This is a genomic window from Paraburkholderia sp., from assembly GCF_028283785.1.
Taxonomy (GTDB): Bacteria; Pseudomonadota; Gammaproteobacteria; order Burkholderiales; family Burkholderiaceae; genus Paraburkholderia.
Genome location: NZ_JAPWKB010000002.1, coordinates 171,444 through 184,858, shown reverse-complemented (window position 1 = coordinate 184,858; position 13,415 = coordinate 171,444). Strand labels below are relative to the sequence as shown.

At 62.7% G+C, this 13,415-nt stretch carries 16 protein-coding genes; 8 read left to right on the top strand and 8 right to left on the bottom strand.

The features are described 5' to 3' along the window. Positions 1–158 precede the first annotated feature (158 nt). Positions 159–743: a DUF4142 domain-containing protein gene (locus tag PW947_RS01325; RefSeq protein WP_299628957.1), complete on the top strand. Its 585-nt coding sequence runs from the start codon at positions 159–161 to the stop codon at positions 741–743. 132 nt (positions 744–875) lie between these two features. On the opposite strand, the gene PW947_RS01320 is transcribed toward PW947_RS01325, so the two are convergent. Then, positions 876–2,039, bottom strand: a complete 1,164-nt coding sequence (locus tag PW947_RS01320; protein WP_299628956.1) for an MFS transporter — start codon at positions 2,037–2,039, stop codon at positions 876–878. A 172-nt stretch (positions 2,040–2,211) separates the two neighbouring features. Here PW947_RS01320 and PW947_RS01315 point away from each other — a divergent pair, with 172 nt between their 5' ends. The 3 genes from PW947_RS01315 to PW947_RS01305 all read left to right on the top strand — a co-directional run bounded on the left by PW947_RS01315 (position 2,212) and on the right by PW947_RS01305 (position 4,431). Next, positions 2,212–2,838, top strand: a complete 627-nt coding sequence (locus PW947_RS01315) for a TetR/AcrR family transcriptional regulator (RefSeq protein ID WP_299628954.1) — start codon at positions 2,212–2,214, stop codon at positions 2,836–2,838. Between the two features lie 3 nt (positions 2,839–2,841). Then, a complete protein-coding gene (gene zapE / locus PW947_RS01310; RefSeq protein ID WP_299628952.1) occupies positions 2,842–3,969 on the top strand; it encodes a cell division protein ZapE in 1,128 nt (375 codons plus the stop codon). 186 nt (positions 3,970–4,155) lie between these two features. Then, positions 4,156–4,431 carry a GlsB/YeaQ/YmgE family stress response membrane protein gene (locus tag PW947_RS01305; RefSeq protein ID WP_299629292.1) on the top strand — a complete coding sequence of 92 codons (276 nt, stop codon included), beginning with the start codon at positions 4,156–4,158 and terminating at the stop codon, positions 4,429–4,431. Between the two features lie 79 nt (positions 4,432–4,510). Here PW947_RS01305 and PW947_RS01300 read toward each other — a convergent pair whose 3' ends face one another. Together PW947_RS01300 and PW947_RS01295 are read right to left on the bottom strand one after the other, a co-directional pair. Further along, positions 4,511–4,858 carry a response regulator gene (locus tag PW947_RS01300; RefSeq protein WP_299628950.1) on the bottom strand — a complete coding sequence of 116 codons (348 nt, stop codon included), beginning with the start codon at positions 4,856–4,858 and terminating at the stop codon, positions 4,511–4,513. Between the two features lie 121 nt (positions 4,859–4,979). Continuing rightward, entirely contained in the window at positions 4,980–5,204 is a 225-nt protein-coding gene (locus PW947_RS01295; RefSeq protein ID WP_299628948.1) for a hypothetical protein, read from the bottom strand. A gap of 130 nt (positions 5,205–5,334) precedes the next feature. Between PW947_RS01295 and PW947_RS01290 the strand changes: the two genes are divergently transcribed. The 3 genes from PW947_RS01290 (at position 5,335) to PW947_RS01280 (ending at position 6,810) form a co-directional block, all read left to right on the top strand. Next, complete coding sequence (locus PW947_RS01290) at positions 5,335–5,505, top strand: hypothetical protein (RefSeq protein ID WP_299628946.1); 171 nt, start codon at positions 5,335–5,337, stop codon at positions 5,503–5,505. A gap of 41 nt (positions 5,506–5,546) precedes the next feature. Then, positions 5,547–6,146: a LysE family transporter gene (locus PW947_RS01285; protein WP_299628944.1), complete on the top strand. Its 600-nt coding sequence runs from the start codon at positions 5,547–5,549 to the stop codon at positions 6,144–6,146. A gap of 361 nt (positions 6,147–6,507) precedes the next feature. Next, the gene (locus PW947_RS01280; protein ID WP_299628942.1) at positions 6,508–6,810 is read left to right on the top strand and encodes an H-NS family nucleoid-associated regulatory protein; all 303 of its coding nucleotides are present in this window, start codon (positions 6,508–6,510) and stop codon (positions 6,808–6,810) included. A 66-nt stretch (positions 6,811–6,876) separates the two neighbouring features. Here the strand turns inward: PW947_RS01280 and PW947_RS01275 are convergent, their stop codons facing one another. From PW947_RS01275 to PW947_RS01255, 5 genes are read right to left on the bottom strand one after another with little or no spacing between them, the layout of a single operon-like run. Next, positions 6,877–7,656: a TetR/AcrR family transcriptional regulator gene (locus tag PW947_RS01275; RefSeq protein WP_299628940.1), complete on the bottom strand. Its 780-nt coding sequence runs from the start codon at positions 7,654–7,656 to the stop codon at positions 6,877–6,879. 57 nt (positions 7,657–7,713) lie between these two features. Then, positions 7,714–8,631, bottom strand: coding sequence for an ABC transporter permease (locus PW947_RS01270; RefSeq protein WP_299628938.1), 918 nt, complete (start codon positions 8,629–8,631; stop codon positions 7,714–7,716). Positions 8,632–8,654: 23 nt separating this feature from the next. Further along, complete coding sequence (locus PW947_RS01265) at positions 8,655–9,776, bottom strand: ABC transporter permease (RefSeq protein WP_299628936.1); 1,122 nt, start codon at positions 9,774–9,776, stop codon at positions 8,655–8,657. Beyond that, complete coding sequence (locus tag PW947_RS01260; protein ID WP_299628934.1) at positions 9,773–11,377, bottom strand: ABC transporter ATP-binding protein; 1,605 nt, start codon at positions 11,375–11,377, stop codon at positions 9,773–9,775. Before PW947_RS01260 ends, PW947_RS01265 begins: the two co-directional genes overlap by 4 nt. Continuing rightward, positions 11,374–12,393 (bottom strand): BMP family protein, encoded by a 1,020-nt coding sequence (locus tag PW947_RS01255; RefSeq protein ID WP_299628932.1) that lies wholly within the window; start codon positions 12,391–12,393, stop codon positions 11,374–11,376. Before PW947_RS01255 ends, PW947_RS01260 begins: the two co-directional genes overlap by 4 nt. Before the next feature lie 210 nt (positions 12,394–12,603). Between PW947_RS01255 and PW947_RS01250 the strand changes: the two genes are divergently transcribed. Next, the gene (locus PW947_RS01250; protein WP_299628930.1) at positions 12,604–13,407 is read left to right on the top strand and encodes a cysteine hydrolase; all 804 of its coding nucleotides are present in this window, start codon (positions 12,604–12,606) and stop codon (positions 13,405–13,407) included. Positions 13,408–13,415: the final 8 nt, after the last annotated feature.

Here is a 13,415-nt window from a genome sequence, read left to right as displayed (position 1 = left end):
TATCGCGGTGACGTGACTCGCGATACATGCGTTACCACCCGTTACACCCGCGACAGACTCGTATCACCTTGGCCTTTCATGGGCACCTAGAATGCAACCGCTGGTGTCGTCAGAGGATTGACGGCACCGACTGCTCTAAGCCCATGAAAGGAGTCCGCATGTCCCGTTTCTCTTTCGCTTCGCTGAAGTCGATTCCGTCACTCAAGTCGCTCGGTTCGGTTGCGTGTGCATCGGCCGCAAGCTTGCTGCTGCTGGCTAACGTAGCGCATGCGCAAACCGCACAACCGGCCGCTTCGGCCGACACGAAATTGCATGCCGCCGACGAAGCGTTCGTGGCCGACGCGACCAAAGCCGTATCGACGCAACGCGATGCCGCGCGTCTCGCGACGTCGCGTTCGACGGATCGCGATGTGAAAGCCTTCGCCGAAAAAGTCGCTGCCGATAACACGAAGCTGACCGCGAGTTTGCGCGCTGCAAGCCCGCGCGGCGTGGATGTGCCGCGCGACGATCCCGACACCGCGACCATCGACAGCATCAAGGATTTGCGCGGCGATGCATTCGACAAGCTCTATATCCAGCAGGTCGCGCTCGCCGACGAACAGAAAGCACTGTCCGCATTCCAGGCGGAAATTGCGTCCGGACGAAACGAACAGTTGAAGGACGCCGCACGCAAAGCGTTGCCGACGATTCAGGCGCATTACGCGGAAGCGCAGGAACTCGCGAAGCGCAAGCATCTGCAGTAAGCATGATGCGTTGATGTGTCGACACGTTGACGTGTGTACCGTCAACGCAAAACCGCGCGCCATGCTTGACCCATGGCGCGCGGTTTTTCTTGTGTCGAAGCCGTTTGTTTCATCGTCTGCGCGTGACGCGCTTCAGGCCGACGCGAGCGCGCCTTCCGCCGACGGCGGACGTTTGCTGGCCATCACCATGACCAGGCCGGCAATCGCGAGCACACCGCCGGCCGGGGCGATCCACGCATAGCTCAGACCCGCCGCAAGCACGACGCCGCCCGCTGCCGCGCCGAGCGCATTCCCCAGATTGAACGCACCGATATTCACCGACGACGCGAGCCCAGGCGCGTCGTGCGCGGCCTGCATCACGCGCATCTGCAACGGCGGCACGACGGCGAAGGTGGCCGCGCCCCACAGCAGCAACGCGAAGATCGCGCCCGGATCGGTCTGCGCGAGCCACGGGAACACGAACATGATCACCGCGAGCATCGCGAAGCAACCGATCAACGTGCCGCGCAACGAGTGGTCGGTCAGCTTGCCGCTGACGAAATTGCCGATCGTGAAGCCCACGCCGATCACGATCAAAGCCAGCGTGACGAAGTGCGGCGACGCCTGCGTGACGTGTTCCAGCACGGCCGCGACATAGGTGTAGAGCGTGAACATCGCGCCCGCGCCCAGCACCGTGGTGGCGAGTGCGCGCAGCACGGGCGGGCGCATCAGCACGCGCAGTTCGCGGCGTACCTCGGGCATCTCGCCTTTCTCGCCGCGCGGCAGCGCGAATGCGATTGCGATCATGGCGACCACGCCGAGCCCCGCCGTGCCGGCGAACGCGACGCGCCAGCCCACCAGTTGACCGATCCACGTCGCGGCCGGTACGCCGCCGATATTGGCGATGGTCAGGCCCATGAACATGGTCGAGACGGCGGCCGCGCGTTTCTCCTTAGGCGCGATATTCGCCGCGACGAGTGAGCCTAGACCGAAGAACGCGCCATGCGCGAGGCTCGTGACGACGCGTGCGATCAGCAGAGACGTATAGCCCGGTGCCACCGCCGACAGCAGATTGCCGACCGTGAAGATCGCCATCAAACCGATCAGCGCCGATTTGCGGCTGATCGGACTGAGTGCGAGCGTCATCACCGGCGCACCGATCATCACGCCGACTGCGTACGCGCTGACCAGCATGCCCGCAGTGGGAATCGACACGCCGACGCCGGTGGCGATCACCGGCAACAGGCCCATCGGCGCGAACTCCGTGGTGCCGATCGCGAATGCCGCGAGTGCGAGCGCAAATAAAACGATTCTCATGGAGGTTACTAAAAAGTAATGTTTGGGCGCAATGGTACGTGCCGCTCAAGTTACTGGCAAGTAATAAAAATGATGGAACGACGGCCCCGGACGCGGGTTAAAGCGGGGTCTCGCGCGGGTTATCCGGTGGTAACATGCCGTTCCACACGAGACACGATGCCTTGGCCAGGACATGACCCGCGCTGCGAAACAGATCGAGCCGATACCGTCGAAAGGGGAAAGAACCCGTGCAAAACTGCTGGCCGTCGCGGCCGCGGAGTTTGCGCGGCTCGGCTATCACAACACCAAAGTCGGCGATATCGTCAGCAGTGCCGGCTTGAGCCAACCGAGTTTCTATATCTACTTCGACAGCAAGGAAGCGGCATACGAAGAACTGGTCGCTGAATTTCGACGCCGTTTGCAGGCGTTGACCGTCACGCTGCTGATCGAGCGCGACGTGGCCGCAGCCGAACTGCTCGATCTCGTTACGCTGAGCTTTTTGAAGTTTCTGCACTTTCTGGCTGAAGATCTCGACCTCACCGAGATCGGTTTTTTTCAGCCGCCCGGCTGCACGGAAACCAAGAAAGGGCTGGCATCGTGGATCGCATCGAATATCGCTAAAGAACAGAAAAGCGGTATTTTTCGCGCCGATATTTCGGCAAAACAGATCGGCAAGATTTTTGTCGGCATGATCGATCAGATGGCGCGCGACTCCGGCAGCCGCGCAAAACGAACCCAGGCCGCGCGCGATTGCGCGCGCGTGCTGTGCGAAGGGCTCGGTCTGCGTCATCAGGCCGGGATGCAGCACACGTCCACGTAGTGAATGATGAAATCAGGTAGCAGCAATACGTTTTCCACGTCTTCGACAGACGCCGTCCTCGATGCGTCGTTCGACGTGCCGGAGGCGCTGGCCGAACGCGGTTTCTCCGCCGATCGCGAGCAGACGCACGTCGGCCGCACGCAGGTCGATACGATCCGCGCCGCGTTCGCCGACACCGGGCGCGACGGCGTGCGCGGCGCATACGTCTACGGTCCGCCGGGACGCGGCAAAACCTTGATGGCAGGCGTGATCTTCGATGCGCTTGCGTGCGAAAAACGCCGCGTCCACTTCCACGAGTTCCAGCGCGATATCGGCAGGTTGCTGGTCAGCGTGCCGACGGGATCGACCGACCGCATGAGCGCCGCATTGACCGAATGGCTCGGCGCGACGCGGTATCTGTGGTTCGAGGAGTTCCATGTTCACGATATCGCCGATGCGCTGATTCTCGCGCGGCTGGTCGAGTTTCTAGCGAGTCATCGCATCTTCCTGCTGGTCACGTCGAACTATCGTCCGGACGGATTGTTGCCCGATCCGGAGTTGCATCCCCGCTTCGTGCCGACCATCGAAAGGATCGAGCGCACTTTTGCGGTCATCGAACTCGATGCGCAGATCGACTACCGGCAAGCGCCGGCGTCGTCGAATGCGAGCGGCGAGGGCGGCAAGAACGGAAGTACGCTGCTGAGTGCTGCCGAACTCGCCGACGCCACCACGCACCGCGATCTCTCGGCCGTATTCGCGTCTTTCGAAGATGCGCCGCCGCAACCGCAGCGCATCGAATTACGCTACCGGCCGCTTCAGGTTGCGGGCGCGGGCAAGTCCGCGGTGTGGTGCAATTTCGACGAGATGTGCGTCGCGAGCCGTTCGTACCTCGATTATCTGGACGTGGCGGGGCGGTACGACACGATTCTGCTCGACCGGCTTCACGTGGCGCGATTGCGCGAACCGTTCGTCGTGCAGCGGCTTATCTGGCTCGTGGATATTGTCTACGACCGCGAGTTGAACCTGTTTCTGTCGTCCGATGCGCCGGTCTTGCCCGCGCTCGAACAGTCGGCGAAGAACCTGATCGACGTGGGCCGGGTGATCTCGCGGCTGACGCAGATATTTTCGCGGACGTCGTTGCCCGTACGCTAACGCACGGACACGCTTACGCACTTGCACGTTAGCGAGCGTATCGACCGGTGCATCCGCCGGTTCCACGCGCCCGAATCCGCAGTTTCCGAAGTTCGCCACGCGACGCGGCACGTCAATTGCTGGAACGCACAGGCTGTCGCGTTGGTCAAACCGTTCGCATACCTGGCGACACTCTCGGAGGATTCTATGGAACCCGTCTCACACGGCATTATCTTTTGGTTGATCATCGGCGGTATTGCGGGCGCGTTGGCAGGACGAATCGTCGACGGCGGCGGCTTCGGGATCATTATCGATATCGTGGTCGGCATCATCGGCGCGTTTATCGGCGGATGGCTGGGCGGCGCGCTGGGGCTGCACCTGGGCAGCGGCATCATCGGTTCGCTGATTACCGCATTGATCGGCGCGGTCATCCTGCTTGCAATCGTTCGGCTTTTCAGTCGCGGACGAGCGGGGTCGCTCTGACGGGAGGTCGCGTTGGTGCAATAAAAAAACCGGCTTGCGAGCCGGTTTTTTTACGTCTTTCGCGCGTCGCTGCCGGCGATCACGAGGACAGCGCGCGGCGGATCACGCGCAACAATTCCTTGGCGGGAAACGGCTTGCGCAAAAACGCATAGACCGACGCGTTCGGCGCGCTCGCAATCGCCGATGTCATCACGAACGGAATCGCCTGCAACGCGGGCATCGATTTCATTTCGCGTAGTAATTCCACGCCGTCCATCAGCGGCATCATGCAGTCCGAAACGACCACGTCGGGTCGTTCCGCCCGCGCCACCGACAGCGCATCGACACCGTTGACAGCAGTTCTGACCGCATGGCCATCGGTGCTGACGAGTGTTTCCAGCGCTCGCAGCAGATTCGCATCGTCTTCGACCAGCAGAACAAGGGCCATTTATGCGCTTCCTCCTGCGAAGACGGGTCGCAACAACCGTTCCCACGCGCGACGCGGCGAGCACTGTGCGGTCGGGACGTGCGCGGATTCGCGGTCGTTGTGAGTGGGTCGATTCATCGCGTCAGTGCTGGCCGGCGTTCAGCATCATCCAGATCTGGCGCGGCGCCGGTCCCGTCAGGATTCGCGCGAATACGCCGCCGCAACGGGCGCAGGTGAAGTGCTGTTCGGCCGTCGCATCCTTGACGAAACCGACGCCGTTGAGCGTCAGCTTTTCATGCGGCTCGGTGCTGGCCGGTTCGCCGTACAGTTGCGCGCAGGCGTCGCAGGGTTGGATCCAGAGTTTCATCGACGCTCCGGATTCGTCGCCCGAGGATTCCCGGCACTGCGCACATGGTTTTGCGCACGCGGCGCGCGTGGCTGATTTATCGATGCCGTGTTCATGTCTATGCCGGTTCAGATCAATCGGGAATCGTAGCATGCGAATTCCGCATGCCAACCGGCTGACCGCGCGCGAGAAAACGGTGATCGGCGTTTTGAGCCCGGACGGGCTTAAGCGGGCGACATATCCGGCGCGCCGCATGCACTGTCAACAATTGCCGACGCCGCTCCATGACCCGACAGAACGTCGTTGCACGCATCCGTGGTAAAACGGTGGCAATTCGAAAAGCACGACCCTTCCGTTTGCCGCATGTTTCCAGTCTCCACCCTGATCGCTTTCGGGCTCGGCATTGCCGTGATCCTGAGCGTGCCCGGCCCGACCAATACCTTGCTTGCCGCTGCCGGCGCACAGCAGGGCGTGGCGCGTTCGGTGCGCCTGACGCTCGTCGAGCTGGCCGGCTATGTCATTGCCGTTTCGGTTTGGGGCCTGTGTTTCACGCGCGTTGGCGATACGATGCCGTGGCTGTCGATGACCGTTCGAATCGCGAGCGGCCTGTACATTGCGTGGCTCGCGATCCGGATGTGGCGTGCGACGCTGGCGGTTTTTTCGTCGGATCGACACGCGGTAAGGCCTTTTACGCTGTTTATCGCGACATTGCTGAATCCAAAAGGTATCCTGTTCGGAAGTACGATTTTCCCCGCCGCCGCATTCGCGACTCCCGCTTGTTTTATCGAGGCAATGACGCTTTTCGCGGCGTTGCTGGTGCCGATCGGCACAGGCTGGATTGCGCTCGGCGCGGCATTGGGCAGCGGCAGATTACCGTGGCTCGATCCGGTTGGCGTCCAGCGCTCGGCGTCGGTCGTACTTGCTGTATTCTCTTTGACGATTGCATGGACGGCGTTTCATTAAAAACGCGTGTATGCAGCGGGCGCTTCATCCCCTGCCACGCGATTCCCGAAACTGATCTCGACAGTTGCCTCTTTTCGCCAGATTGACCGGCCCTCTCCGGTCATAGACTGAATTTACGGGAACACTCCGTATTCCCGCAGTCTATCGAGGGCGATGCGATGCAACTGAACAACTGGATTGTCGTACTGGCAAGCGCTTATATGGAGTACACCTCGTGGCGCGGGCAACACATTTACCGTCGTACTGTCGGTTATGACCGCGTTGTCTGGTGTTAATCCTGTAAACTCTTCTGCACTTGCCACACATGCATGGCCGTTATTGCCGTATTGACCGTAGGTTCGCAGACTGATTGACGACACACATGACAAACAAGCATTTTGACGGTGAAGCGCGAGACCGTCTTATCGTCTGGATTCGCCGGCGCATGGAAGAATTCGGCATTTCATACGACGACCTCGCCACCGCGATCAACGCCGATCAGGCGCATCGCCCGGTCTACCAGGATGCCAAGGGAAACCAGTGGAACGGCAGCGGCGACATGCCGGACTGGCTGAAAGCGGCGAAGCACGCCGGGGTCGATCCGGAGTTTTTCCGCGTCGATTCAACGGCCTCCGCCGCGTCGCACGACGACCGCGAAGCCCCCGCTTTCTTTTTCAGCCGGTAATTGCACGCGGCACCTGCGCGGCTCGTGCGGCTTGAGCGGCTGGTGCGTGCATTTTATTAAAAGCATTCAGGCTTTTATTGCCGCATTCCGCAGTGCATCCGCGGGCACTATGTCGCGTTGCAGGAAAGCATTCACCAGCTCATGCGCCTGGTGTTTATGCGCGGCTTGCCAGGCATCGTCGAGCATTTCCGTTTCGAACATCCGCGACAGCGTATAAGCGTTCGACTTGTGAAAGTAAGCAAGACTGACCAGCGTGACATAAAGATGTAAGGGATCGATGCCGGTACGTAATGTTCCGGCTGCTTCGCCACGCGTAATCAGCGTGCGCAGCTTGTCGAGCACCGGCGACGACATCGCCGGAATGGTCCGCGACTGCTTCATATAGCGCGCGCGATTCAGGTTTTCCCACGACAGCAGACACAGCAGTTCCGGATGCCGCGCGAAGTGTCCTTCGGTGAAATCGTACAGTTGCAGAATGCCGCTGGCCGGATCGATTTTTTCGACGTCGAGCGTGACGGCGAGTTCGGCTTCGCGCAGTCGGCCGAGCACGTGTTCGAGTACTTCCACATACAGTTTTTCTTTACCACCGAAGTAGTGGTAGATCATTCGTATATTGACTTTGGAACGGCTCGCAATCGTTTCGACGCGCGCACCGCTAAAGCCTTTATCCGCGAATTCGCGAATCGCGATTTTGAGCAGACGGTCGCGGGTTTTCGCGGCAAGCTGCGCGCGCCTGGTCGGCGGTGCGGCGGTTCCGGTTGCGGCGGCGATTTTCTTCGACGTGCGGACGGCGCGTGCCGGCGTATTTCGAAGCGGTTTCGCGGGTGACGACGTCTTGCTGGGCATGGACAAGTTCGGTATTGAAATCGGAATGTGAGCGGAAGGGTAGCAGAGCCGTCGCGATCAACGCCGGAACGGCTGGGTCAACGCCGGCGGCGCGGTCTGCCGTCCGATCAGTCCCGCCACCGCGATCAGCGCCAGCAGATACGGCAGCATGATCAGCAATGCGGTCGGCACATGAATGCCGAACATCGGCAACTGGAATTGCATCGCCGTGGCCGCGCCGAACAGCAGACACGCAAACGCGGTACGGCCGATTTTCCAGTTACCGAAAATGATCGCGGCAATCGCCAGATAACCGGTGCCGTTGGTCATGCCTTCGGTGAACGTGTGGATGTCGCCGATCGAAATAAAACATCCCGCCGCCGCAGACATCACGCCCGAAAACACCACTGCACCGTAACGGATGCGCGTGACCGGCAAGCCGGATTGATCGACCGCGCGCGGCGCGACGCCGCTCGCGTGCAACGCGATCCCGAGCGAGGTTTTACGCATCACCATCGACGTGCCGATCAGCACGACCAATCCCGCATACAGCAGCCATACCTGATGAAACACCGGCTCGCCGATCACCGGCAAGCTGCCGAGACCGGGCGGCGACCAGCGCGCGAGGCCAGGAATCACCGCGCTGGAGCGCTCGCCGAAAACCTCGCGATATGCGAGCGTCGTGCCGCCCAGCGCCAGAATGTTGATGCCGATTCCGGTCACGATCTGGTTTGCGCGCAACGTGATGCTGAGAAACGCCTGCAACAGCGCGAGCGGCACGATGCCGATCATCGCGCAGACGAGACCCACGGCCGGATGTCCGGTCAGCCACGAAAACAGCGCGCCGAGAAACGCGCCCGTCAGCATCATCCCTTCGACGCTCATGTTCAGCACGCCCGCGCGTTCGCTGATCAACTCGCCGGTCGATGCGAGCATCATCGGTGCGGCGAGCCGGATCGATGCGCCGCCGAATACCGCCAGAAGCTCAAGATTCATTGTGGTTCTCCGTCAATCCGAAATCACGCGCGACCGCGTTCGAGCCAGATCGCGCCGCCCGCCAGCGCGACCGTCACGATGCCCTGAACGATCAGCACCAGCGCCGAGGGCACCGACGCGACCATTTCCATATTGATGCCGCCCGAGCGCAGGAAGCCGAACAGCAACGCGGCCGCGAACACGCCCGTGATCGACCCGCGCGCCAGCAGACCGACCACCAGTCCGTCGAAGCCGTAGCCCGACGAAAAACCCGCTTTCAACGAGTACTGGTCGCCTTGCAGCATCAACGCACCGGCGAGTCCGCTGAACGCGCCCGCGAGCGCGAGCGCGCCGACCAGCGCGGAGGTCATCGGCAAACCGGCGCGGCGCGCGGCGACCGGGTTCAGACCGGCCGCTTGCAGACACAGGCCGAAGCGCGTGCGACGCAGCATGATCGCGGCCGCGACGGCGAGCACCAGCGTGACCGGCAAGCCGATATGCAGATTCATCCCGCTCGCGACGAAGATGCCGGGCAGTTTGGTCGGATCGGGAATCTCCAGCGATTCGGGCAAGGTCGCGCCGCTGGTCATCGGCTGGCGCAGCAGCACTTCGCTTTGCACGCACCAGTAAAGCAGCCATACCGCGATAAACGACAGCAGCAGCGTGCTGATCACTTCGTTGGTGCCGGCCTTTGCCTTCAGCACGCCCGGCACGCCGCCCCACAGCGCGCCAGCGGCGGCGGCCGTCAGCATCGGTACCACGAACGACAGCCCGAACGGCAAGCCCGCGCAGCCGCCGTAAAGGCTCATCGCGGTGGCCGCAATGCCGCCGATCGCGAGTTGTCCTTCGCCGCCTACGTTGGTGAGCCGCGCGCGATTCGCGATCACGAAGCCGGTACCGACCAGCGCGAACGCGAGACTGCGATTGACCGAGGCGCCGATCGCATACGGCGAACCCCACGCGCCGTCGGCGAACGCGGCGAGCGCATCGCGGATCGGCACGCCGACGAGCGCGATCAGCGCCAGCGCCGCGAGCATCGCCAGCGCAACCGACGCGCCGATCACCAGCGCCACGCGCAGTTGCGGCGAGTTTTCGCTGACGGCGCGCCAGTCGCGCAGCCGTGCGAAGGCACCGTGAGAACGATGCAGTTTCAGATCGGGGTTCATGCAGTGTCTCCAGCGCCGGCCATCCATGCACCGATACGCGCGCGATTGGCCGCTTCGGGCGTGCAACTGCCCATGATGCGGCCGCGATATAGCACGACGATGCGGTCGGCGACGCTCATCAGTTCGTCGAGTTCGGAAGAAATCAGCAACACGCCGACGCCGCGATCGCGGGCCGCGCGGATATGGCCGTAGACTGCCGCGACCGCACCGACGTCGAGACCTCGGGTGGGTTGCGCGGCGAGCAGAAACAGCAGCGGATCGAGCGTCAGTTCGCGCGCGAGCACGGCCTTTTGCTGGTTGCCGCCCGACAGCCCGCCGAACAGCGCATCGGGGCCGCTCGCGCGCACGTCGAAGCGTGTCATCAGTTCGAGCGCGGCATCGCGCATCGCGCGTCGGCGCAAAAAACCGCCGCGCGTGTAGCGGTCGAGGTGATTGAGCAGCAGGTTGTCGGCGAGGCTCATGCCGGTCACGCAACCCACCGCGTGACGGTCTTCCGGCACGATGCCGACGCCCGCCTGGGTCAACGCGCGCGGACTGGCTTGCGTCATGTCGTTGCCCGCGATGAAGAAGCGCCCGCCGGCGGCCGGCATCATCCCGGCGAGCACCGCGCCGAGTTCGCTCTGGCCGTTGCCTTCGACGCCCGCAATCCCGACGATCTCGCCGCGATTGACGACCAGCGTGCAGTCCGAGAGGCGGGTGACGCCGTCGGCGTCGGTGGCGCTGAGCGCGTCGATCTGCAACACCTCGTCGTTGAGCGGCCGCGAATACGGCGACGGACTCGCGGCCTCGACCAGCGACAGTCGGTTCATCGTGTTCGCTTCGTTCGCCTCCGGCGTATCGTGCGACGCGCGATGGATCATCGCGTGAACCAGCCGGTCGATGTCGGTCGAAGGCGCATCCGATCGCGCGACCACGCGCCCCGATTGCAGCACGGTGGCGTGCGACGCGATCCGCGAGATTTCCTTCAGTTTATGCGTAACCAGCACGACCGCGCAGCCGCGCGCGGCGACCCGCGCGCAGGTGTCGAGCAGCGCATCGATCTGCGCGGGCAGCAGCACGGCGGTCGGTTCGTCGAGCAGCAGCAGACGCGGCTCGCGCATCAGGCATTTGACGATTTCGACCCGTTGCCGCTCACCGACCGACAGATCCGCAATCCGCGCGTCGAGCGGCAGTTCGAGCCCGACGCTGTCGAGCACGGCCTGGATGCGCTTCGCATGCGCCGTACGATCGAGCCAGCCGCGTGCCTGGCCGAGCAGCAGATTGTCGAGCACGGTCGCATCGTCGACGAGGCTGAAATGCTGGTGGACCATCGCGATGCCGTGCGTCAGCGCCTCGCGCGGATTGCGCGGCTGGTACGGCGCGCCATCGACACGCATCGAACCCGCATCCGGCTGATGCACGCCGAAGATCACGTTGCACAGCGTGGATTTGCCTGCACCGTTTTCGCCGAGCAGGCAATGGACATCGCCCGGCATCAGGTCGAGCGACACATCGTCGAGCGCCTGAAACGTGCCGAAGCGTTTGCCGATCCCCGTCAACGACAGGATCGGCGCCGCGTCTGCGCGCGGCGCGGCGTGAGCAGAAGCGGCGGCGGGACTCATCCTTCCGACACCTTGATCTTGCCGCTCAGGATGTCCTGCTCGATCTGCTTGATCTTCGCATCCATCGCAGGTGTCGGCTGGCAGACGACCATGCCGGACGCCTTCGGTCCCATCGCGAGGCCGAACGCCTTGTAGCCCGGTTGCCACGTGCCTTTTTCCAGTTGCTCGATCGCGTATTGCGCCTGATAGCCGACGCCCGTGATGCTGTACGCGACGTACAGCGGATCGCTGCCGCAACGGTCCGTGTAGCTGCCGATCACGTGCGTGTTCTTTTCCTTGGCGGCCTGTTCGAGTCCGCGCAAGCCGAGGTTGAGAATGTGATAGTGGATGTCGGCGCCCTGGGCGATCGCGGCAGCGGTGGCTTCGCGCGCTTTCGCGACGTTGTCGAAGTCGCCGGTGTAGCTCTCGAAGTACTTGATCTTCGGATTGATGTAGCGCGCGCCGTTGCCGAATTCCTTGCCCGCGTTCACGATCGACGGAATCTCCATGCCGCCCACGTAGCTCACCGCATTGGTCTTCGTCAGCATCGCTGCCGCCGCGCCCGCGACGAACGCGATTTCGGCCTGCTTCACGTCGTATCCGGCGACGTTCGGCGGCATCGTCTCACCCTTGCTGCCGCCAACGATCGAGAACTTCACGTTCGGAAAACGCTTGGCTATCTTGATCACCGCCGCCTGCGTCTGTCCACCGACACCGATCACCAGCTGGTTCTTCGACGCGAGATTGGTCAGCGCCTGTTCCATGTCCGCGTAGTTGATGTTTTCGATGATCTGCGTCTTCAGCTTCGGGCCGAATTCCTTCTGCGCGGCGACCACGCCGTCATAGCCCGATTCCATCCAGCCCTTGTCCGTCTTCGAACCGGGAATCAGCACGCCGACCCGCATTGCGTCGTCCGCGTGCGCAGCGCTCATGAAGAACGCGGGCGCACCGACGGCGACGAGCGTGGCCGCGACGAGCGTGCGCGACACCAGACGGCGAGCGCCGATACGTGACGGGAGCGGCTTGGTGGGTTTCATCACTGGCATTCCTTTTGCGTTGAGTTTGGGTAAGTAGGTTATTCATGAACGAAACGCACAACGCAACTTTGATGCCATCTGCGAGCGGGAACGTGCAGGCGGTATGCGATATGCAATGTGATCGGGGTGAATGCCACGGATTGCGAAGCGACGCGAAAAAGGCGTCGCGCGCCACGCGTCATAACGGTCGTCACGACTCAGGAGAAAACTTTGGATACAGCGCTGAAACCCGATGCCGCAACGCTTTCCGGCCCGCTCGGCCGGTCCGCGCAGACCCGCTGGACGGCCACGCCCGCGCTTGTCGATATGGCGCCGCCGACACCCGCGCCGCGTCTGACGACACTCGATTCGGCGCCGCAACAGGTGCGTTTCGACCTCGGGAAAGCGGCGATCGTGGTGATCGATATGCAGAATGACTTCTGCACCAAAGGAGGTTGGGTTGCCCATCTTGGGGGCGACTACGACGCGGACCGCGCGCCGATTGCACCATTGCAGCGCGTGCTGCCGATCGCGCGGCAAGCGGGCGTGCCGGTGATCTGGGTCAACTGGGGCAACCGGCCCGACCTCGCGAACATGCCGCCGAACCAGCTGCATCTGTACAAGCCGACCGGCACGGGAATCGGTCTCGGCGAGCCGTTGCCGGAGCATGGCGCGCATGTGCTGGAGAAGGATTCGTGGGCCGCGGCGGTGGTCGATGAACTCGCGCCCGAGCCCAACGATATCTGCGTCGACAAATACCGGATCAGCGGGTTCTGGGACACGCCGCTCGACAGCATCCTGCGCAATCTGGGCGTGCGCACGGTGTTCTTCGCGGGCGTCAACACCGATCAATGCGTGCTGCACACGTTGACCGACGCGAATTTTCTCGGCTACGGCTGCGTGTTGCTGGAAGACTGCTGCGCGACGTCGTCGCCGGCGTTCTGTACGGAAGCCACGGTATGGAACGTGAAGAAGTGCTTTGGTTTCGTGGCGAATTCGACGCAACTGGCGGACGCGCTGCAACGCGACGCCTGAGGAGAATG

Excerpts from the sequence above, each read along its gene's own strand:
- PW947_RS01295 (WP_299628948.1), bottom strand. The coding sequence starts at position 5,204 with ATGAAACTCTGGATCCAACCCTGCGACGCCTGCGCGCAACTGTACGGC.
- PW947_RS01285 (WP_299628944.1), top strand. The coding sequence starts at position 5,547 with ATGTTTCCAGTCTCCACCCTGATCGCTTTCGGGCTCGGCATTGCCGTG.
- PW947_RS01315 (WP_299628954.1), top strand. The coding sequence starts at position 2,212 with ATGACCCGCGCTGCGAAACAGATCGAGCCGATACCGTCGAAAGGGGAA.
- zapE (WP_299628952.1), top strand. The coding sequence starts at position 2,842 with ATGATGAAATCAGGTAGCAGCAATACGTTTTCCACGTCTTCGACAGAC.
- PW947_RS01280 (WP_299628942.1), top strand. The coding sequence starts at position 6,508 with ATGACAAACAAGCATTTTGACGGTGAAGCGCGAGACCGTCTTATCGTC.
- PW947_RS01325 (WP_299628957.1), top strand. The coding sequence starts at position 159 with ATGTCCCGTTTCTCTTTCGCTTCGCTGAAGTCGATTCCGTCACTCAAG.
- PW947_RS01255 (WP_299628932.1), bottom strand. The coding sequence starts at position 12,393 with ATGAAACCCACCAAGCCGCTCCCGTCACGTATCGGCGCTCGCCGTCTG.
- PW947_RS01275 (WP_299628940.1), bottom strand. The coding sequence starts at position 7,656 with ATGCCCAGCAAGACGTCGTCACCCGCGAAACCGCTTCGAAATACGCCG.
- PW947_RS01260 (WP_299628934.1), bottom strand. The coding sequence starts at position 11,377 with ATGAGTCCCGCCGCCGCTTCTGCTCACGCCGCGCCGCGCGCAGACGCG.
- PW947_RS01270 (WP_299628938.1), bottom strand. The coding sequence starts at position 8,631 with ATGAATCTTGAGCTTCTGGCGGTATTCGGCGGCGCATCGATCCGGCTC.
- PW947_RS01320 (WP_299628956.1), bottom strand. The coding sequence starts at position 2,039 with ATGAGAATCGTTTTATTTGCGCTCGCACTCGCGGCATTCGCGATCGGC.
- PW947_RS01300 (WP_299628950.1), bottom strand. The coding sequence starts at position 4,858 with ATGGCCCTTGTTCTGCTGGTCGAAGACGATGCGAATCTGCTGCGAGCG.
- PW947_RS01290 (WP_299628946.1), top strand. The coding sequence starts at position 5,335 with ATGCGAATTCCGCATGCCAACCGGCTGACCGCGCGCGAGAAAACGGTG.
- PW947_RS01305 (WP_299629292.1), top strand. The coding sequence starts at position 4,156 with ATGGAACCCGTCTCACACGGCATTATCTTTTGGTTGATCATCGGCGGT.
- PW947_RS01265 (WP_299628936.1), bottom strand. The coding sequence starts at position 9,776 with ATGAACCCCGATCTGAAACTGCATCGTTCTCACGGTGCCTTCGCACGG.